The 20,848-nt window shown below is 59.9% G+C and carries 12 protein-coding genes and 8 pseudogenes; 7 read left to right on the top strand and 13 right to left on the bottom strand.

Annotated elements, in window-relative coordinates; genetic code table 11:
• Window positions 1–368: 368 nt before the first annotated feature.
• A complete protein-coding gene (locus NKH13_RS28935; RefSeq protein WP_352916064.1) occupies window positions 369–1,697 on the bottom strand; it encodes an aspartate aminotransferase family protein in 1,329 nt (442 codons plus the stop codon).
• Between the two features lie 720 nt (window positions 1,698–2,417).
• Here NKH13_RS28935 and NKH13_RS28945 point away from each other — a divergent pair.
• Window positions 2,418–2,691: pseudogene (locus NKH13_RS28945) on the top strand (IS3 family transposase); the annotation flags it as partial.
• Window positions 2,692–2,778: 87 nt separating this feature from the next.
• Here the strand turns inward: NKH13_RS28945 and NKH13_RS35745 are convergent.
• Together NKH13_RS35745 and NKH13_RS28950 are read right to left on the bottom strand one after the other, a co-directional pair.
• Window positions 2,779–2,957, bottom strand: a pseudogene (locus tag NKH13_RS35745) (ISL3-like element ISAzs13 family transposase); the annotation flags it as partial.
• Between the two features lie 140 nt (window positions 2,958–3,097).
• Complete coding sequence (locus NKH13_RS28950; RefSeq protein WP_352916066.1) at window positions 3,098–3,592, bottom strand: helix-turn-helix domain-containing protein; 495 nt, start codon at window positions 3,590–3,592, stop codon at window positions 3,098–3,100.
• 30 nt (window positions 3,593–3,622) lie between these two features.
• Between NKH13_RS28950 and NKH13_RS28955 the strand changes: the two genes are divergently transcribed.
• Entirely contained in the window at window positions 3,623–3,829 is a 207-nt protein-coding gene (locus NKH13_RS28955) for a hypothetical protein (protein ID WP_352916197.1), read from the top strand.
• Window positions 3,830–4,114: 285 nt separating this feature from the next.
• A pseudogene (locus NKH13_RS35750) lies at window positions 4,115–4,728 on the top strand (IS110 family RNA-guided transposase); the annotation flags it as partial.
• Between the two features lie 77 nt (window positions 4,729–4,805).
• On the opposite strand, the gene NKH13_RS28965 reads toward NKH13_RS35750, so the two are convergent.
• On the bottom strand, window positions 4,806–5,297 hold the full coding sequence (locus NKH13_RS28965) for a hypothetical protein (protein WP_352916068.1): 492 nt from the start codon (window positions 5,295–5,297) through the stop codon (window positions 4,806–4,808).
• A 781-nt stretch (window positions 5,298–6,078) separates the two neighbouring features.
• Here NKH13_RS28965 and NKH13_RS28970 point away from each other — a divergent pair.
• Complete coding sequence (locus NKH13_RS28970) at window positions 6,079–6,576, top strand: DUF3830 family protein (RefSeq protein WP_352916071.1); 498 nt, start codon at window positions 6,079–6,081, stop codon at window positions 6,574–6,576.
• A 462-nt stretch (window positions 6,577–7,038) separates the two neighbouring features.
• On the opposite strand, the gene NKH13_RS28975 is transcribed toward NKH13_RS28970, so the two are convergent.
• Window positions 7,039–7,236: a GMC oxidoreductase gene (locus tag NKH13_RS28975; RefSeq protein WP_352916074.1), complete on the bottom strand. Its 198-nt coding sequence runs from the start codon at window positions 7,234–7,236 to the stop codon at window positions 7,039–7,041.
• 735 nt (window positions 7,237–7,971) lie between these two features.
• On the opposite strand from NKH13_RS28975, the pseudogene istA (NKH13_RS28980) reads away from it, so the two are divergent.
• From istA (NKH13_RS28980) to NKH13_RS28990, 3 genes and pseudogenes are all read left to right on the top strand, one after another.
• Window positions 7,972–9,232 (top strand): annotated as a pseudogene (gene istA, locus NKH13_RS28980) (IS21 family transposase).
• Window positions 9,229–10,101 (top strand): IS21-like element helper ATPase IstB, encoded by an 873-nt coding sequence (gene istB, locus NKH13_RS28985; protein WP_352916077.1) that lies wholly within the window; start codon window positions 9,229–9,231, stop codon window positions 10,099–10,101. The pseudogene istA (NKH13_RS28980) and the gene istB (NKH13_RS28985) overlap by 4 nt, the downstream one beginning before the upstream one ends.
• Before the next feature lie 9 nt (window positions 10,102–10,110).
• Window positions 10,111–11,444: pseudogene (locus NKH13_RS28990) on the top strand (ISNCY family transposase).
• 244 nt (window positions 11,445–11,688) lie between these two features.
• Here the strand turns inward: NKH13_RS28990 and istB (NKH13_RS28995) are convergent.
• The 8 genes and pseudogenes from istB (NKH13_RS28995) to NKH13_RS29030 all read right to left on the bottom strand — a co-directional run bounded on the left by istB (NKH13_RS28995) (window position 11,689) and on the right by NKH13_RS29030 (window position 19,896).
• Complete coding sequence (istB, locus tag NKH13_RS28995) at window positions 11,689–12,465, bottom strand: IS21-like element helper ATPase IstB (RefSeq protein WP_352916080.1); 777 nt, start codon at window positions 12,463–12,465, stop codon at window positions 11,689–11,691.
• 18 nt (window positions 12,466–12,483) lie between these two features.
• Window positions 12,484–14,029 (bottom strand): annotated as a pseudogene (gene istA / locus NKH13_RS29000) (IS21 family transposase).
• Window positions 14,030–14,421: 392 nt separating this feature from the next.
• Window positions 14,422–14,913: pseudogene (locus tag NKH13_RS29005) on the bottom strand (transposase).
• Entirely contained in the window at window positions 14,882–15,763 is an 882-nt protein-coding gene (locus tag NKH13_RS29010; protein WP_352916083.1) for an IS1380 family transposase, read from the bottom strand. The pseudogene NKH13_RS29005 and the gene NKH13_RS29010 overlap by 32 nt, the downstream one beginning before the upstream one ends.
• Before the next feature lie 213 nt (window positions 15,764–15,976).
• Window positions 15,977–16,868 (bottom strand): annotated as a pseudogene (locus NKH13_RS29015) (IS256 family transposase); the annotation flags it as partial.
• Window positions 16,862–17,305, bottom strand: coding sequence for an aminotransferase class III-fold pyridoxal phosphate-dependent enzyme (locus tag NKH13_RS29020; protein WP_352916179.1), 444 nt, complete (start codon window positions 17,303–17,305; stop codon window positions 16,862–16,864). The gene NKH13_RS29020 and the pseudogene NKH13_RS29015, both read right to left, overlap by 7 nt.
• A gap of 81 nt (window positions 17,306–17,386) precedes the next feature.
• Window positions 17,387–19,090: a GMC family oxidoreductase gene (locus NKH13_RS29025; RefSeq protein WP_352916086.1), complete on the bottom strand. Its 1,704-nt coding sequence runs from the start codon at window positions 19,088–19,090 to the stop codon at window positions 17,387–17,389.
• Between the two features lie 89 nt (window positions 19,091–19,179).
• Window positions 19,180–19,896, bottom strand: a complete 717-nt coding sequence (locus tag NKH13_RS29030; protein ID WP_352916088.1) for a Rossmann-like fold-containing protein — start codon at window positions 19,894–19,896, stop codon at window positions 19,180–19,182.
• Window positions 19,897–20,848 lie beyond the last annotated feature (952 nt).

Below are 20,848 nucleotides of genomic sequence, written 5' to 3' on the forward strand. Positions count from 1 at the left end.
CGACGTTGCGCGCCTCGTCCACGGCGTCGGGGCATTGAGCCGCTTGGCATACTCCTCACCTGTAATGATGTCGAATTGCTCAACTTCGTAGAGCGTAAAGAATCGGGATGGGTTTCTTACGGACAGACGGAAATATATCTATATTGTCTTCGCGCCCAACAGCATGCCTGTTATCCCAAATCGATCGGTGAATTCCTCCGAAAGACTTTCGGATTTTCGGCAATTTGAAGATTTCTCTATTCTTAGCCATCTTTGTTAAGCAATGTTAATCAGTGCGTAACTATCGGGTTAAGTTTTGCTTCATCTGCACGCGCCATGCAATCCGTATTGAATTCTCCACATGGCTATAAGACGGTAGTGACGATATGCTAACGATCCAACGCATACTCGACAGCATGGCCGAAACGATCAACAACTTCCGAGACAAGCTCGCGCGTCACGATAAGCGAGGGAGCAATAACAACGTGATCCCCTGAGCGGCCATCAATTGTTCCACCGCCAGCCTGAACTATCAGTCCCCGCTCCATGGCTGCATCGCGTATGCGGGCACTCGCGTTGAACGCGGGATCAAACGGTGCTTTCGTTGAGCGATCGGCGACGATTTCAATGCATTGCAGCAGTCCGCGACCCCGAATATCGCCGACATAGGGATTATTTCCGAACTTGCGCGTCAGTGCCCGGCGCAGTTCGTCACCCATCGTCTGAGCATTGTTAACGATACCGTCTCTCTCCACAATTTGCTGAACTTTCAAAGCGGCCGCGCAAGCTACAGCATGGCCAGAGTATGTGAAGCCTCCACGAAACGCTCCTGATCCATTCCGGATAGCATCGTGGATCTTATCTGTCGTCAGCACGGCACCAATCGGCATAAAGCCGGCACCTAATCCCTTCGCAAGGGTAAGAATGTCTGGCGTTATACTTTCGGCGGCGCATGCGTGCAGGTCCCCCGTCCGTCCAAGACCGCACAAGACCTCGTCGCAAATCAGAACGATGCCATACTGGTCACAGATCTTGCGGACCCGCTTGAAATAACCCTTTGCCGGAGGCACCGCGCCAGAGGCACTTCCTCCCACGGTCTCAACAACGAAAGCTAAGACTGAGCCCTCCGCCTCCCGCTTGACCGCCGCTTCGAACTCATCGGCAACACGTAGCCCATACTGTTCGTCGGTTTCATCACTCCTACGCTCTCGGTAAGCATAGCATGTCGGAACATGCAGCACGTCAGGGGCGATATCCATGAATGGCGTTCGGCGAGCTATATTGTATCCAACCGCAAGTCCCTGCAGGGTAGCGCCGTGATAGCTGTTTCGCCTGGCAATGATCCGCCGTCTTTTCATCTGCCCGGTCTCGACGGCGTATTGCCTTGCGAGCAAAATCGCAGTCTCGACAGCTTCTGACCCCCCAGAGACGAAGAACGCCTTGGTCAGCCCGGCTGGCGCGCGAGTGACGAGATGCTCGGCAAGGTCTTCCATCACCCGGCTCGAGAAGACGCCGGCATGAAAGTAGGAAATTTTATTCAGCTGCGTGTTTATGGCCTCGGTCACTTCGGGGTGCCCGTGGCCAAGCGCCGACACCACGACACCACCAGAGCTCGCATCGAGGTAGGTTTTTCCGTCCTCGTCGACTACATGCGACCCGTGTCCGGAAGCCAGGAGAGGGAGCTTTTTATTGAGAGAACGATGGAATACATGTGTCATTAAGGTCACTCCGTTGTCTGATTGAAAACACTAGGTGAACACCTACTTTAGATACGTAAGTTTTTACTATGTTGTACACAGACTTTGTCTGGATAGATCCTCACTCCGACCGCAAACTCTCGGTCGTCAATTCTCTTCTGCGATTCTTATAAGCTTGTCGCCTCAAACGAGGCGAAGATCAATATTGCCTGTGATACTCTTGTGCTTGCAGCCTACGACCGCGGCAAGCGCAGCCGCTGGCCTGAACCATGATGCAAAAGCCTGCCGCCGGCTCGCAGGCGCGGGAAAGAGCGGTCTTGACGGCGGCAACTGCATTGTCGGAGGGCAATCATGGGGCGATTTCTCCTCAGTCCGTGACGCATTTGCGGATGACCGTGCATAGACCATGCCAAAGGAGAAACTTCTTTGAAAACAGCATGACGTCTTTAACACTGCGATGTCGGATATACGGCATCGTCGGATATTGGACAGTGCGCAATACGGTTGTATGGGACGTGGAGTCCGCTTTTTCTGCAGAGCAATCCAGTCCGCATTCGTGAGAAATCAGCAGGGCAATCCATGCTACTGTCGGGTTTGTCTAGTCCGCGACGCGATGGTGTTTGGCCTGAGTTCCTGCTGCATTCTTGCGTAAGCCAGGAGCTGCCGACTAATATTTAGGTCGTCGGCGGCGCTACCGAGAATCTGGTCGAGCGGGTCGAGCTCGATGGCAATCTGTCAATGTACAAGGAGATGCTGCAAGACGTGATGCGCCGAAAACGTGAGGCCTGGTCGCAAACGCGAGCTGGTGGCGGAGAGGAGCGGTGAGTGGGACGTGCCGATCCGGCGGGCTTGCCGGGTTCTGGAGTTCGACACCTCGACCTACCACTGCAAGTCCCGCCGCCGCGACCAGGCCGGCATCGAGGCTCGGATCAAGGACATCTGCGCGACGCGTGTGCGCTATGGCTACCGCGTCCACGTGATGCTGAAGCGCGAAGGGTGGGACATCAACATGAAGGAACCTTGTGGCGCGACAATTCTGGGATCTTCCGCATATCTGGTGCAGGGGCGGCGTTCCCTTGGTTGCCCCGTGTTTCTACGGTCGTTAGGCGGCTGCCAGCACCCTGTTTCTCAGCAGCGGATACCCGAAGCGCCCATACATCTGGCGCTTGGTGGTCTTGAGACGGTTGATCTGTCCTCGACGGGACTGGTGCTCCAGGGCTGGGTGATTGCGGCCCGAACAGCCGCAATGTCACGGCCGATGCCTGCTGCAAGGGAAGCCAGTTCGCTTTCCGTGGCGTCCTCGATCCATTGCTCGAGGCCGGCATCATCGTCGCCGCGTATCAGTGCAGCGAAACATCGAGCCAGGTCACCCGCCTTCAAGAGCGCAGTCATAGAGATGGCCCAAGAATTGCTCGGTCTGCTCATCGAGCAAAGTCGGGTCTTCGCTCAGCAGCCATGCACAGTTTCGGCGCGACGGCGGCCGCCATCGCGCATTTGGCGGAGCGGTCGATGAGCACTGCTGGCGGGCGGCGGTCCACCTTTAGACGGTCGCCTTGCTGCCTGCAAAGCCGCGGCGCTTGATTTCGCTCCACAGGTGCAACCGGTTGCGTTGGCCTGCCTGCCAGCGTCCTTCGAGATACTCCTGGAAGGGACCCAATGAGAACCGAGCGCGCGGGCGGGCGCCGGTGCTCGGGCTCCCCGCCCGCTGCAAGCCAGCGCTCGACCGTTCTCACGCTCATGCCGGTCCGGGGCGCGATCTGTCGCGGCGACATGCCGGTCGTCCGCAAATCAAGGACTTCAGCATAGAGTTCACTGCGCTGGTTGCGGCGCGACCGGCGCAGGCCATCAAGCTTCGGGGAAGTCTCCACTGATGGTTCCGGATTGGCGTCGTCATCGCCACTCATCTCGGCCATCATCGCCTTTCCGGCGGCACTGACCGCTTTGCGATGGCGGCCGAGGGCCAGACGCAACGCTTCGCCCAGGTTCTGAAGAAGATGCCAGCGATCGGCGACCTGCGTTGCATCGGGAGCACCGCGACGGGCGCCGTCAGCATAAACGCCGGCGCGATCGCGAGCGATGATCTCGATGCCAGGATAGCGTTCCGTAAAGATCCGCTGACGGCATTGCGGATTGGTGCAACGGACCTGGCGTGAAGCTGGATTTCGACAACCCGTCCCTGCCACGGCAGATCAGCCACCCGCCGCATGTAGTGGCTGTGGACGCGGCCGGTTCGGCCGCCGCAGGAGGGACAGCACGATTCTCTCGTCTTCGGACAAGCACCACCTTGTCGGCCTGTGTGAGAATTTGGACAATCGAAAGCTCGGGCGAGACCAGCGAGCGGAAGGCATGGAGCACGGGCGATTCATCGGCATCGACTTCGATTCCGACTCAATGGACTCAATCGCACCGCCCGTCAATCCCCGGCACCTGCACGAAATATGCGGAAGATCCCCCTTTATGGATGGCCCGCCCCTCCCGTCGACATCTGTGTAGGATGTCATGTGCGACGGCGGATGCGCCGAGATGGCGTGATTGCGTTTGCCGCAAAGCTACCGCTCTGCACGATGGCGATGGAAGCCTGCTGCGGCGCCCATCACATGGGCCGGTCGCTGGCGGCGTTGGGACACGAGGTTCGGCTGATCTCGCCGGAGTATGTGCGGCCATACGTCAACGCGCAGAAGAATGACGACCGTGACGCCGAGGCGATCGCCGAAGCTGCGACCCGGCCAACCATGGGTTTCGTCGAACTCAAGAGCGAGGAGCAACTCGACGTTCAGACGCTACATCGAGTGCGCGACCGCCTGGTTGGCGAGCGCACCTCGCTGACCAACCAGATCAGGAGGTTGCTTTTGGAGCGCGGGCACATGTGGCGCAGGACCACGCCCGACTGCGCCTCCTACTCGGTGAACTGCTGCATTCCGGCGTGGACGCGTTGAGCACGCGCATGGCGTTCCTGCTGGAAGACATGCGCACACGCTGGGAGTAGCTGGACCGCCGCATCGCCGCCTTTGACGCTGAATTCGCAGCCATGGCCCGGACCGACGACCAGGCGTCGTCACCCAATCGTCGCTTGCAACAGGGGCGGGCCGTACGTTTGACGCAAAGTCATTTGCCGCATGACCAACGAGGTCAGGGGACGGCCCCTGAAGTTTGGCAGGCAGTATCTCCGTTAACACCAAGCCGAGCTCCAAGGGCTTCGAAGACCACATCTCGCCAGTTTCTATTTAACGATCCGATGACCAACGCGCCGTTCGACAGCAAGTCAGCGACTATCGCATTACGAGGAATGGAGAACTTGCTCGCCCATCGGCTATCTGCGACTTCAACTGCCGCGCAAGCCCTGTCGATCGCCTCGATAATGTGCTCGCTCGCGAAGCCGTTTCTCCCGCGGATTGGCTCTCTTGCAAAGCAGAAGGCGATCTCGCATTCGACGCCGCCGAGCCCATAAACCGCAGAAAATGGAGGCCGGGCTTTGAAAAAGACGCCCCTAATGATGGGAGCTGATATCAAGTCTCCATCAGGCAAAGCCGCGACCTTCCAACCCGCAACAGGAAGTGACAATGCGTTCACGAGTTCATGCTGAATGCTCAAAGCTTGTGCGCGGCTCAGCGCTTCCAGCATTGATGCATCGGCCGGGACGCCTCCGCCGCTTCGGTGCGCGGCGACAAGGTTTTGAGCACGGGCTCTCGAGAATTCGCTTGCTATCTCTGACATGTCATACTATCTGGAATATTGTTTCAACCACCAATGATCGAGGTAGCCGGCTTGCCAAAAAAGTATCGGGTAACTTGGGAAAGGGCTCGGGAACGAAGCAGGCCGGCACTCGCGAGTCCGCGGAAGGGCTCACAGCCGCAGCTGAGTTCGACAGCAAGCGCAAGGCCGGCAGCCAGCGCTCACGCGAACGATAGCTACGCTAAACTGACAGGAAATGGAATGATAACGGACCTTGCGTCCTATTCCGCGACCGACCTCCTCGGAGCACTGCTCGGCTCACCAGGAAGCGAACCTCAGTTTAAGGGAGAAAGTGCTTGGCCAATGCCGCTGTGACTGCCCCAGATGTGATCGTCGTGGGGCCGGGGGGCTGGTCTATCCGCTAGATAGAGGCGGATGAAATAGGCCGACGAGTTTTGGTGCTAGAGAAGAACCCCGCAATGGGCGGAATGGCTATCGGCTCTCTGGGCCATGGCCACCATTTAGGATGGGGGTTTTCGTCTGGGTGGTTGGCCGGTCGAGCTGCTGCCTTTCGAGAGGTGAGATGAGTTGATGTACCCAAACCTCGATCCAAGATCAGATTCTGCAGAAGATCAAAGGGGAACGCGGCCGGTCCATGCAAGCCAAGGGGAACCGCGGCAGCTTTGGGGCCGCTTCAATACTACGTGGATTTTCGCATAGGAATAACACGATGACAGAGGTGAAATTTGTTAGGCTCGGTTTGCGCAAACGGCGGATATGGATCACCCTTAGGCTTCGGTGGGATCGTTCCCCTTGGACCTGCGAAGCCATCACAAAACGACTTCCAATCGCGTCACAGATTTGGCACGCCAAATGGGCGAACAATGAGGTTTACACGTTGCTGCCCGTTCGAGAAGAAATCTACAGGCCAGAGTGGACTTGCGCCTATCCGGGACCCGGGGATCTTATGTACCTGCCCATCGGCCGCGATGGAATTCGTCTTCATCCTAACGCGCCTCCCATAGATACCTCAAATGGTTTGATAGACATCGCGTATTTCTATGAGCGCGGGAGTAGCTTGATTGCCGGACCGACCGGTCCGCATTTGGGTAATATCTTCGCTACTCCGGTAGATGTTGAAAGTGTCGAGGTCATTGCAAACGCATGTGCAGACGTGTGGTTTTCAGGTGCAGTAGGGGAGGAACTCCTACTTGAGGTGGCACAATGATAGTTCATTGGCAGATGGCCCCACTTAGGTTCTCCCGGCGCCGCGCTGGGAGACCGTGGGGCTAAGTTCAGCTCCCGCTAATTGCTTAAGTCCGCCAACACTTCATGGAGAATTCATAAAACCGCTCGTTCCCCGGAAGCAGCTACTTCAGTGGTGTTCTGGCCGACATACCCGGATCACTCCAACCATACTTCTATAACACAGCGGCTTCCCAAACTTCATGGACAAGGTAATCGTGAAACGCGACAATCTGCTGGAAATGCCGCCGTCTGGGGGGCCACAAACCAAAACGGCCCGCCGCCCGCCGACGCGACACCCGCATATTCCCAGCCGTCGTAACAACGCTCTCGCGGACGGAGTCCATCATGCTGACCTCCTTGTCCAGGCCAACAAGTTGAACCAAGCAATTTAGGAGGTCTGGACTGCGGTGCGAGAATAGCTGCCGCAATGCATGTCCCAGATTCAATCAGGAAACAGTAAGACGTCCTCGGAAGAGGTCTGCCAGCTCTCTCGGCAACCGCGATTGCTGTAGCATTCATCCCACCAGAACGGACTGGGGAGCACAGAAGTATCGACTACCCTCAGCCCTGACACTCCGCGAACGCGAAGCGAAGTGTCCGTTACGCTCCTGTCATCTGGACCCATACGGCATGCCGGCATAGTGAGCGGCCGTTGACCCTACGGCCCTACGCGCCGCGCAAAATCGTATCGTTCGTCGCCCGTGACTCCGTCGGGGCCGGGCGTCGTCTCGCCCACACTTCACCTTTTGAGAGCCTTCGTTGCAAATACTCGCCGACGAGCAGTGTGCAATCCTGCGGGTCTGAGGAGCGAACCAACACGGCGCTATCGGGACAGGTCAGGAATACCCCGATCGTCATCCCCCCTGTACTTTCAAGAGCGCCTGGAGCTGAAGATGAAAAACTCACTGGGGCGAACATAAGTTGCAAATCAGCAAATTTTGCTGATGGGGAACTCCTGCATAAGAGGGAAGCCATACTCGTCCCCAAAGGTGAGCAGTCCCCTATTCCGTGTGAGGTATTTCCATCCCTCTAGCTAGTTTCCGTCCGCAAACGCCAACATATTGATATTGTTGCGTGAATCGGAGTTTTGCGCAGGCAAGGCCCGGCGGTTTCAGGTACACTTTGGTCTCATGCCACTGATTCCAAAGCATAATCTGCAACCGCTGGAGCCGACATTGCGCCAAGAACGCACCGTCCATATTCGATCTTTTTGCCACGCACGAGATCGGCTGTCGATGCCGGCTCAATACTCCCCAGAAGTGCCGTTTGAATCTTCCCCAGTTTAGCGCTGTCGCCGGTCTTCCGGAGCGCGCTCCGGGAGACCGGCGGCGCGTGATCGTTGATGCTTCTCCTGATGATCGGGAGAGGGATTTCGGTGATCAAGATCGGGGAGATGATGATGATACTGGATTTGCATCGGCAGGGCCTGTCGGTGTCGGCGATCGCCAGGGAGAGCGGGATCGACCGCAAGACGGTGCGCAAATACATTGCGCGCGGGCTCGAGGCTCCGGCTTACGGACCGCGCAAGCCGCGTCAGGCGGTGATCGATCCCTTCACGGCCTATCTTCGCGAACGCGTCACGCGATATCCCGGGCTCACCGGCAGCCGGCTTTTCCGCGAACTGAAGGACCTCGGCTATGGCGGCGGCTACACGGCCGTCACCGACTTCCTGCGCGACGTCCGTCCTGCCGCGGCGGAGCGTGGATACGAGGTTCGCTTCGAGACCCCGCCCGGCGAGCAGGCGCAGGTCGACTTCGCCCAGTTCAATGTCGTCTTTACCGATGAGCCGACCACGCCGAGAATCGTCTGGCTATTCTCCATGGTGCTTGGCTTCAGTCGCCTTATCTGGGCACGCTTCGTCGTCCACCAGGATCTGCCGACTGTCTTGCGCTGCCATGCTGGGGCTTTCGAGGCGCTGGGCGGCGCTCCTCGCGAAGTGCTTTACGACCGTATGAAGACGGCTGTGATCGGCGAAGGCGATACCGGCGGCATCGTCTACAACCGGGCCCTCGTCGATCTTGCCCGCCACTATGGTTTCCATCCCAAGGCCTGCCGGCCTTACCGCGCCAAAACAAAAGGCAAGGTCGAGCGACCGTTCCGCTACATTCGCGAGGACTTCTTCCTGGCCCGGTCCTTTCGCAACCTCGAAGACCTGAATGCCCAGTTGCGTCACTGGCTGGACACGGTCGCAAACCCGAGAGTTCACGCAACCACACGGCGTGTCGTCAACGAAGCTTTCGCCGAGGAGCGGGCAGCGCTGCGGCCGCTGCCTTTGGCTCCGTTCCGATCGGTCCTGAAGCTCGAGCGACGTATCAGCCGGGAGGGCATGGTCAGCGTCCGCGGCAATTTCTACAGCGTGCCCGACCCCACCAGGCGCCGTGTCGTCGAGGTGCACACGCTGGCCGAAGAGTTGCGCATCTTCGAGGACGGCGCACTGATTGCCACATCCCATTCTCGAAGGTCGGCACCAGCGTCATGTCGAGCCGGGTCATCGCAACATCTACGTCCACAAGCGCCGACAAAGACTGAGGAACGACGAGGTCATTCTTCATGGCTCGGGCGACAGGGTCGCTCAGCGCCCGTTGGCCTTTTACGACGCCGTCGCCCGGGTGATGGCGAAGGAGCAACGTCCATGACGAACGCGCTCGACACCACGCCATCCACCATCGACCGGATCCGCCACGACCTCGTCGGCCTGAAGATGCCGCGGGCGCTCGAAGCGCTCGATCATGTCGTGCGCCGGCTCGAGAAAGGCGAGATCGCCGCCCTCGAAGCCATGGACATCCTCCTCTCGGAAGAGTTGACCCTGCGCGAGAACAGCCGGATCAAGACGGCACTGCGCATGGGGCGCCTGGCCACGATCAAGACGCTCGCCGGCTTCGACTTCTCTTTCCAGCCCTCGCTCGGCCGCGATCGAATCTTCACGCTGGCCCAACTCGGCTTCGTCGCCCGCTGCGAGGTCGTCCACTTCCTCGGCCCGCCCGGCACAGGCAAGAGCCATCTGGCCATTGCGCTTGCCGTCGAGGCTGTGAAGGCTGGAAAGAGCGTCTATTTCTGCACGCTCGCCGAACTCATCGCCGCGCTGGCAAGGGCCGAACGCGAAGGCCGCCTGCAGGAACGCATCCGCTTCTTCTGCCGGCCTGCTCTGCTCGTTGTCGATGAGATCGGCTACTTGCCCGTCGTCCACGGTGGCGGCAATCTGTTCTTCCAACTCGTCAACGCCCGCTACGAGAAGGGCGCAATGATTCTCACCTCAAATCGCGGCTTCGCCGAATGGGGCGAGGTCTTCGGCGACCCTGTCGTCGCAACCGCACTTCTCGATCGCCTGCTTCACCATGCGGTTGTCGTCCAGATCGAAGGATCGAGTTATCGGCTCCGCCAGCACGCCGAGCTCATGCCCGAACACTTACGATCAAAAGCCTCCATCACGCCGCCGACAATAAATCCACCATCGCGGCCGCGCGGCCGGCCACCGAAAAATGGACACCCCTCCGCGACAGTCTGAGCGGCGAAACTGGGGAATTTTACTTCGGCACTTTTGGGGAAAATTCGAGCGGCATTGACAATCGGCCACGAACTGAAGGCGATGTCGCAGTGGCTGGACGAGCACCACAATCTGCTTGGCTTGGTGGCGCGAGACCTGGTTCGGAGCAGCGTCAGGGCCACCGGACGGCAAGGCCTACCTGCCGAAGCGGTGTTGCGCTGTGCGCTTCTCAAGCAATACCGGCAACTGAGCTATCAGGAACTGGCATTCCACCTCGAGGACTCAGCCTCGTTTAGCGCCTTTGCCCGCCTGCCGTGGTCCTGGAACCCGCAGAAGTCGGTGCTGCAAAAGACGATCAGCGCGATCCGACCTGGACCTGGGAAGAGATCAATCGGGCGCTGCTGTCGAATGCCCGGCAGGTAAAACTGGAAAACGGTGCGGTCGTGCGGCTGGACAGCACTGTGACCTCGGCACTCATGCACGAACCGAGCGACAGCAGCCTGCTGTGGGACGCTGTGCGGGTCATGGTGCGCCTGTTGAAGCAGGCTGATGCCTTGGCCGGTGGCGCCGGCTTGGAATGGCGGGATCATTGCCGCGCGGCCAAGAAACGCGCCCGCAAGATCCAGTTCACACGCGGCCCACCCAACCGCATCCAACTCTACCGTGAACTGATCGCGATCGCCTGCGCGACCTTGGCCTATCTGAAGCAGGCGACCGAGCGGTTGGTCGCGGCGGGCAGTCCGCTCATCGCACTGTGGCAGGCCCAGGTTCGTCACCATCGGCCGCTGATCGAACGCATCATCAGACAGAGCGAGCGGCGGGTGTTGGCCGGGGACTTGGTGCCAGCCAGCGACAAGCTGGTCAGCCTGCTCGAGTCCCATGCTGATATCATCGTCAAAGGCAGCCGCGACACCGAATACGGCCACAAACTCAACCTGACCACCGGGAGGAGCGGCATGATGCTTGATCTGGTGATCGAGGCGGGCAATCCGCGCGACAGCGATCGATTGCTGCCGATGCTGGAGCGCCACGTCGGTATCTGGGGCCGGGCGCCGCGGCAGGCGGCGGCCGACGGCGGCTTTGCCAGTCGCGACAATCTGGCTACAGCGAAGACCTTGGGCGTTCGCGACATGGCATTCCACACGAAAGCCGGCCTCAGGATTGAGGACATGGTTAGAAGCAATTGGGTTTGCCGCAAGCTGCGCAACTTCCGTGCCGGCATCGAGGCCGACATCTCGTGCCTCAAGCGCGCTTACGGCTTGGCGCGCTGCACCTGGCGCGGTCTTGATCACTTCAAGAGCTACGTCTGGTCCTCGGTCGTGGCCTACAATCTCGTCCTCTTCGCACGTCTCAAACCGACCTGACGTCGAGCTATTGCGCGGGTCAGCAGCCCGCCGGTAGGCGCCGGCTCCATAGCCATGACTAACTTCCGTCCGGCGAGTTCTTTCTGGCGCGATCCATTGGACTTCGCGTCGGCCCGGTACCGCAAACGACGTTCTTCCTGCGCATTTCGCAAAAGCCGGACAGGGGTTCCGCTAATTCCCGGACAGTGGTTTCGCTAATGTCGGGACAGTTTGGCGGCGACGGTCCTCGGGTGCCTTGTTGCGTTCATGGATGATTGATTTCGCCGTTTTCGGTGCCGGTCAAGAGGGGCGCGGCCTTTTGCTTTCGCATGCTATCGCCCTGGAGCACGATGCGGTGGGCGTTGTGCACGATCCGGTCGAGAATGGCGTCGGCGACGGTAGGGTCTGCGATCAGGTCATGCCATCTGGCCACCGGGACCTGGGCGGTGATCAGGGTGGATTTGCGGCGATAGCGTTCCTCGACGATTTCGAACAGATGGAAGCGCTGTTGATCGGTGAGGGAGTGGGTTCCGAAGTCATCGAGGATGAGCAGTTGCGCGCGGGTGAGTTTGTCGATGAGGCGTGGGAAGCGGCCATCGAGGCGGGCGAGCGCCAAATCCTCGAACAGGCGCGGCACGCGCACATAGAGCACGGAATGATCGAGCCGTGCCGCTTGCCGGCCGAAGGCGCAGGCCAGCCACGACTTGCCGGTTCCGGTCTGGCCGGTGACGATCAGGTTCTCATGCGCCTTCAGCCATTCACCCTGGGCGAGCGGCATGGTGCTGCGCCGGTCAAGCCCGCGTGGCGCGGCAAAGTCGACGTCCTCGATGCAAGCTTCGGGAAAGCGCAGCCTGGCTGAGGCGAGCCGGTTCCGGACGCGCTTGTCGGCTCGCATGGCGACCTCGCGGTCGAGCATCAGGCCGAGCCACTCGTCACGGCTGAGCTCGTTGGCGTTGTTGCGTTCGGCCAGTTCGCGCCAGGCGGCAGCCATGCCGGCCAGACTGAGGGCCTGCATCTGGTTGAGGGTGGGGTTCGTCAGCATTTTCTTTCTTCCTTTCCTTCACTGGTAATAGGTGGAGCCGCGGATGTTGGCGTGCTGGGGTGTCGGCTTTGCCGGTTCTGCAGAGCTGGCTCGGTCGAGGCCGGCTTTGAGAATGGCGGTGACGGAGGAGTAGGCGATCGCGTTGATCAGCAGCGCCCGCTCGCAGGCGGCATCGAGACGCTCCGGCCCATAGCGCGGCGCCAGCGACAGGATGCCCATGGCCGAGCGGTATCCCTGCTCCGGATGTAGCCGGTCGTGCATCATGCGCTCGACCAGAATGGCGGCGTTGGGGCCGATCCTGGCCGCCCGGCTGATCAGGCTGGCCGGCGTGATGTTGGCGTAGCGCTGGTGCGCCTTGGGCATGTGTTCGTTGACGGTGACATGGCCGGAACGCTGCGAGCAACGCACATGGCTGGCGACACGCTGGTGATCGTGGAAGATCTCGACCACTCGATGAGTAAGCCGCACCTCGACGGTGCGCCCGATCAGCCGGTGCGGCACCGAGTAGAAGGTCTTGTCGACCTCGACGTGATAGTCAGGATGGACCTTCGCCGACTTCCACTCGGCGTATTCGAACGGTGCCGCCGGCAGCGGCTTCAAGGCAGCCCGCTCGATCTCCTCGAACAATTCGCGCGACTTTGGCCGACATGGCGCATCGGCCGGTTGTTCAGCTCCTCGAGCAGTTCGGCGATCGCCGCGTTGAGCTCGGCGATCGAGAAGAAGGATCGGTTCCTGAGCCGTGCCAGAATCCAGCGCTCGACGATCAGCACCGCGCCCTCGACCTTGCCTTTATCGCGTGGCTTGCGGCTTCGGGTCGGCAGGATGGTGGTGTCGTAATGCTCGGCCATCGCGGCAAAGGTCGCGTTCAGCGTCGGCTCGAACCACAGCGCCTTGACGACACCGGCCTTCAGGTGTCGCACACGATCGCTCTGGTGACGCCGCCGAAGAAGGCGAGCGCTCGCACCTGGCCCTCAATCCAGTCCGGCAGCTTTTGGCTGGAACTGGCAAAGGCGAAGGTCAGATTGGAGGCGCCCAGCACCGCGACAAAAATCTGCGCCGGGTAAATGGCGCCGGTCGCCGGATCGATCACCGGCACCGTCTGCCCGGCATAGTCCGTCTGCATCACCGCGCCCGCCGCATGCCGATTGCGGAATGTCGCGCTCGTCCGACGTTCGAAAGCGGCGAAGTGCTCGCAGAACCAGGTGTAGCCGTAGCCGTCGGGATGGGCGGCGCGATACTCCTGCCACAACAGCGTCAGCGTCACCCCCTTGCGCCTCAACTCCCTGGCGATTAGCGCAAAGTCCGGTTCGCTCAGGTCTTGCGGCGGACGACCGGCACGGCCAAACAGCAGCCGCTCAAGCGTCGCGTCGTCATGGCCGGGCGGCAGCGGCCAGCATGACAGCCCGGACCCCCGCGCCCGCAGCAAATAGGTAGATACTGTCGTCTTACTGATCTAGAGCCGTTCCGACACCTCACGCACCGAAAGACCCTGCTCATGGGTCAGGCGCAAGATCGCTTGGATATCCCTCACGCTCGTTCGTCTCGCTTGCTTCCGTCTCGGCATGGCCCCTCTCAACATGATCGTGAGAGGCCAAAATGCCAGAACGGCGCAGCCGAGAACCGACCGCTAAATCCGCTCCCGAAAACTGTCCGGGATTTAGCGGAATCGCTGTCCGCGAATTACTGAAATCACTGTCCGGGATTTAGCGAAAAGGGTGTCTGGGAATTACCGAAACACGCATTCTTCCTGCGGCAAGCCTCTGTAAACGCTCACCAAAAATGGGCGTTTATGGACGGAAACTAGCTAGCCCGTCTTATTCATGACGCCTCTGGGTTTGTTTGGCGCTAAGCGGCGGAAGGCGGCGGGGCGTCTTTTTCAACCGCGGCTGTGTCTGGACTTGTGAACGCGCTGGAGTTCAAAGTTGTCTGGTTCGACGGGGGCTGCTGCCCCGGCGGTCATGGTCCAGCGGGTTGCAGATTGCTGGCGAGCGCCAGCAACAGGGTGGCCTCGGGACAGGCGGCGGCGAAGGCCAGGCGGACGCGCGAGACGGTTTCGATGACGCGGGCGCCGAGCTTGAGGAGCCTGAGCCGCAACGAGGCGAACTCGGCTCTGCCGAGATGATGGGATGTGGGCACTGCCTAGCGCAGGGTGAGCATCAGCCAGTATGCGGCGGTGTGCAGGACGAGGCGGACCTGGTTGGCAATCGGCGAACGGCAGCTGGTGCGGTCGGAGGCAAGTTGGCTCTTGTGCATCTTGATCAGGTTCTCGGCCTGGCCGCGGGCGCAGTAGATCACCTCGTAGAGGTGCTCAGCCGAGCCACTGTCGAGATTGGTGACGACGAAGCGGATGTCGAGGCCCATCGCGGTTGCCTCGATGCGGGCGCAGACGCGACGCTCAAGCTTCCAGGACTTCGCCTTATAGTCGATCTCGGCATAGCCGCGCAGCACAGACTTGCACTCGAGCGTGGCGAGTGCGGACGTCGTCGGCGCTCTCGTCGACGAGCCGCTTGAGAACCGTGTTGCCGGGCAGTCCGAAGATGTAGTCGATGCCGTTGTCCTCGCACCATGCCATGACTTGCGCCCGGCCGTAATGGCCATCGCCACGCACCAGGATACAGGTGGTCGGCCAGCGGGCGCGGATGCGCCGCACAAGACGACGCAGATGGCCGCGGATCTCCTTGCCCGTCGGCGTCTTGCCGGGACGCAGAATCATGGCGACCGGGCGGCCGGTGGCGGCGTCATCGACATGGATCGGCAGGAAGCAGCGCTCGTCGTAGTGGGCGTTGAAGAGCGACAGCTGCTGATGGCCATGAACGACATCGAGCGTATCGTCGAGTCGAGCGTCACGCTCTCGGGCGGCGCGGCATAGCTCGACAGCCACAGGTCGACCAGCACATCGCCGAGCCGGATGACGGTCTTGAGGTCGGGCAGGTTCTCCAGGCGCGAGCATGTCGGCTGCGAGCACAGGTCGAGCCCGCTGTCGGGCAACCGTCCGCAGGCGAGCTTGAAGGCCGGGTCGGTGCGCAGCCGGTTCGAGATCGTTGGCATCCTCGTAGCCGCAGGCGATCGCAAAGATGCGGGCGCGCAGGATGTCGGCCGTGGCGTGCCTCACCCGCTGCGGGTGACGGGGATCGTGGATCGCAGCCGCAAGCCGGTCGGCCAGTCGCAAACGCCGCTCGGCGCCGGCCAAAAGCATGGCGCTGCCATCCGATGTGATGCGTCCGCCATCAAACGCAGCTGTGATCTTCTTGCGTCCGACGGCAGGAAAACACAACGGCGGCAACGTATCGTCGGTCATGGCGGGTGTGGCTCGCGAGATCTGGTGGAAGGGTTGGCCTAAGCAACCGAACGCCAAATCAACCGCTTAAGCTACATCCGCCAGCCTCTCCAACAAACTGTCATGCATAAGACGGGTTAGACGGCGATTTCTTGGACTAAGTTCGATCGTGTCCCAGGGAGTGGTGTAGCTGGCGCCTTGGCCGCCGCGCTCTCCGGCATGGGGCCGGGCTGATCAGCGTGCCACGGCTGGCAGGCTGATCAGAGGATCATCCGCTCATTTGGCTGATGGTTTCCAGCGTCATGTATCTCGCCCGCTACACGGCCCATTCGTCGTTCTGTTCGAGCAGGATCGCGCCAACCAGGCGGACGATAGCGCCATCGTTTGGGAAGATGCCGACGACCTCGGTGCGCCGCTTGATCTCGCCGTTGAGGCGCTCGATCGGGTTGTCAAGTGCAGCTTGGCGCGGTGCTCCTTGGGGAAAGTCATTTAGGCAAGCACGTCGGGCTCGGCGTGGTCCATGATTGTCGCCAGATTCGGCACCTTCGGCCGGATCTGGTCGGCGACGGCGCGCCATTGGGTGCTTGCGGCCCCGGGCGTTTCCTGGGCGAAGGCTGTGGCGATGAAAGCGGAGACGACGCGGCGCCCGCTCTTGCCGGCATGGGTCAGCACGTTATCATGAAGTGAACGCGGCACCTCTGTCATGTCGCGCACAGCACCTTGGTCACGGCAGCCTTGAGGCCCTCATGCGCGTCGGAGAGGACGAGCTTGACGCCGCGCAGGCCACGGCGGGTCAGCTTGCGCAGGAACTCCGTCCAGATCGGCTCGGCCTCAGACGTGCCGACCTCCATGCCCAGCACCTCGCGTCGGCCGTCCGCATTGACGCCGACAGCGATGATGACGGCGACCGAGACGATTCGGCGCCTGGGCGTCGATCCACAGATATGGCCAGTCGCCCTCGACGGGTCTTTCAAGGAACGCTTTGACCTTGCCGTCGATCTCTTCGCACAGCCGGCTGACCTGGCTTTTGGAGATGCCGCTCATGCCCTTGGTCTTGACCCAGGTCGTCGACCGAGCAGGTCGAGATACCCTGGACGTAGGCCTCCTGGATGACGGCGGTCAGCGCGTGGAGGGCGGCATCCCCAACGACTCAGGGTGAGGCTGGACTGAGTTTCCACCCTCCTGTTGTTCGAACGGCGGCTTGATGCTCACGGCCAGGCCGTCGGCCCAACCGTGATAGTGACCATCTAACTTGATGATCTTTGAGCGTCTCTTAACGGCTCGCGCGAGCCGCACTGCCAGAAGGTCAGCCTCGGTGCCGGTGTTGGTGAACCGTACCAATTCGGCGCAAGGTACCAGTTGCACGATCTTCGCCGCCAGCTGCGCCTCAAGGCGGCTCTGTCCCCCGAATACCTGGCCGATCTCAAAGGAGTCGATGATTGCGGTTTCGATGGCCTGTGGCCGAGGATCATCGGGTCCATCCCCATGCCCATGCCCATGACGAAGTCGACATACCTGTTGCCGTCGGCGTCGACCAATTCGCTCCCGCGTTCCAAACAGTATTGAGCGTTAGAATAGCAAGCGAAATCTCAAGTCTATTGCTCAAAAAATTGTCGCAGCGCCGACGAGCCATGCGCTTCGCGGCTATTGTAGCGAATTGACTGACGAACGAATGATCGACGATGCCTTCTCAGCAATTGCCATTGTTACCGCATGCGTATTGACAGACGACGCTTTTGGCATGATCGACGCATCCACAACTCGCAGTGCCCTCACTCCGTGAACCTGGAGTTTGGGATCGACAACAGCTCTTTCATCGACCCCCATTCGACAGGTGCCTGAGAAGTGAAGAGCGGACGCGCCACATTCTCGTGCATAAGCTAGAAGCTCCGCGTCACCTGTTATGGGACGGCCGGGTAGGGTTTCGCAAACGCTAAATCGAGCGAGCTCGGGCCTTGTGAACAGTTCGCGTGCCAATCTTATGCCTGATAGGAGGGCTTCACTGTCCGAATGTACAGAGAGATAGCCGAGCGATATTGCAGGAGGGACATTCGGGTCAGCGGAAACGATACTCACGCGTCCACTGCTTTCAGGAGATGATTGCCATAAGCCTACTGTCATGCCCGGCGCCGGCTCAAGATTGCCTAAGCCAGCGTAACTGCCTGGAGTGAAGCTCAACTGGAGGTCAGCAGCGGCCACACCGTCCCGGCTTCTAGCGAAGAGAACTGCATTGCTCGCCCCTAAGGACATGAGACCTCGTCCAAGAAAGGCATATACTAACGACTCGCGCAAGAGTCCCCACCCCCGTGCTCGCTCATTGAGCGTTACGCAGCCTTGAACTCGGTGCGCGACTCTAACAAGGAAGTGATCCTTCAAATTTTCGCCAATACCAGCCGCATGATGCACCAGCGGAATGCCGTGCCTCGACAGAAGGTTGGAAGGCCCAACGCCAGACAACTGCAATATTTGCGGTGACTTGAGGGCCCCTGCGGCAAGGATAACCTCCCGCTTTGCCTTTACCTGGAATAGCTGGCCAGCTCGTAAGAATTCAACCCCTCTCGCGCGACGATCTTCAAAGAGTACGCGCGTGCACAGCGCATTTGTCATCAGCCGAAAGTTTGAACGTGCTTTCGCCCGCCGCAGAAATGTCCGGGCAGTGCTTGCTCTAAAGCGACCTTGACGATTCTGTTGAAACCATCCGACACCGACATCTCGCGGGCCATTGATGTCCGCGAGTACGGGAAAGCCGAGAGACTTAGCACTCGCGATGAAGGCCGAAGATAGGGGATGCTGGACTGCCAAAGCCACCACCGGCAGAGGACCGTCACTTCCCCGGTCTGGAGAATCTCGAACATGGTAGCGCTCTATCGATCGGAAGTGGGGCAATAGCTCATCGTAGCTCCAACCCGTGCATCCAAGCTGAGCCCAGCGATTATACTCCTCCGGATTCCCGCGAACGAACAGCGTTCCGTTTGTCGAACTGCTCCCGCCCAAGACCTTTCCCTGAGGCAGATCAAGGCTCCGACCATTGAGCTCCGGAGACGGCTCACTGCGGAATCCCCAATTGATCCTTTTGTCATTTTGAAGCTTGAGAAACCCGGCTGGCACATGAATCAATGGGTTCGTGTCCACTGGACCAGCTTCAAGCAGCAGGACTCTGAAGCGACCATCTTCAGATAAACGGTCAGCAACGACGCTGCCAGCTGACCCTGCCCCCACAATGCAGAAGTCACACTCAACGTGATCGGTTCCATGCATGTCCCGTTTTGATCGCAATCGCACGCCCCTTTGATCTGTAGGTAGTTGTCCTAGCTCGGACCGACGCCGACCTAAATGGTGGCGTCCCATCTAAGAGTCTCAAAATCGCTCGCACGCCCCAAGATGTCGGTCAGCGATGATGCCGGAGAAGATCTGCGATCTGCTAGCCCACCGTGGTTCTATTCCGGTTGCGACGTGTCTCTGCTAACCGAGCCCGACACTGTCTTGAGTTCATGGAATTGATATACTCTCCTCCCTCCCTCGGGGAGGGATCCTCGAGCGATCAGCTCGATGGCGTATCCATTTGCCTTTGCCAAATCAACCAGAATGGTGGCATGGTCTCCTCCGCCAAATTGCAGGATTACTCGTCCGTCTTCTGCGAGATACGACCGCGCCTGTTTCAGAAAGCTCCCGAGGATTTTATAACCCGGATCGAAGAGCCCTCGCTCGATATCATTGGCAAACTCGTAGTCTTCCGGAACGTACGTGCAGGGAAAATTCCAGAAAATCGTGTCGAACCTTTGAGAGCCCTCCACAGCAGAGAACATGTCGCTTTGCAGAACTAAGATGTTGTCGATGTTGTTCCGTTGAGCGTTCTCGATGGTATTTGCAACCGCGCGGGGATCTATGTCGACTGCAACGACGACGTCCGCTCCGTTCTTCGCAAGGTAGATTGAGGGCAGACCCATGCCACAGCCGATTTCAAGGACGCGCTCTCCCATGACCGATGGAAAGTTCTGTACACACCACCGCCATGCGAAGAAATGAGACGGTGGGAATACGCCCTCATGAATGACGAGATCGAACCCAAATGCTTGCATATGGTATGGGAAGGCCCGTTTTTGACTATCAGCAAGACGCCTTTTCAGCTGATCGATGTCTCCGATAGTGCTCATGTCCACCTCCGTTTAATTGCTGTACGATAGATAACAGGCTCAGATAGGCGAGTTTTGCCGTCTGCTGACGGCCAAAGCTTATGCCTCTGGATCTTACAGGGGCGTGCGGCAGAATTTTTTGAATTTTTGGTAATGTTTTTGCGTACAAATGTAACACCAAAAACTGGTGACTTTCACATGTGACGAGCATTGAATGAGTGAGTGGCTTTTTGCTGGAGGTGTGGGTCCTGGACGAGCGCACCGATCGGCTGCGCCGCCTCGTCGCCCGCCGCAAACCAGGTCGTGCACCACGGAACGGGGGTTTACGAGGTGCGCGATATCCTGCAGGCGCATCTCGCGCCGAAATGCTGCACCGATCTGTTGAGCAAGTATTGCAGGGCGTCATGGCTCAGCACCGTGCCGGTGATGGTTGGAAAGGCAGGTTCTGGGGGCTGGCCCTGGCGTTCTTGAAGCCAACTGCGCAGAACCGCGATGGTCTCGTTGCACAGGGGTGTGTTGCGGACTTTGCGCCCCTTGCCTTGACATCGTACGTGGGCGCCGGGGCCGAGCACGACGTCCTTGCAGCGCAGACCGAGGATACGTTCGCCTCGCCGCGATCCATTCCGCTACGCGGCCCGCACGCACCAAAGCACAGCGCCTTGGCCCAGCGCGTGCTCGCGATGCCGAGCAAGCGCTATTTGCGACGACCAATCGTTGCTCACGCCGACCGAAGTGGCCGCTCTGCTCGCCGCCCCTGACCTCAATGTCTGGAGCGGGCGGCGCGATCGGGCGTTGCTGCTTCTGGCCGTCCAAACCGGACTGCGCGCCTCCGAACTTGCGACTGCGGGCGCTGTTATTGCGGTCCTGTTTGGCTATGGCGCAGGAGTTGTCCGATCTCGGTAAGCGAAGCGCCTCGACGCAGCAGGTCGGGTGCCAGGGGTAGCGCAGCAGGTGAGCCCCTTTGAACTTTGGG

It is taken from the genome of Mesorhizobium sp. M1348 (genome assembly GCF_040317925.1).
Lineage (GTDB): Bacteria > Pseudomonadota > Alphaproteobacteria > Rhizobiales > Rhizobiaceae > Mesorhizobium.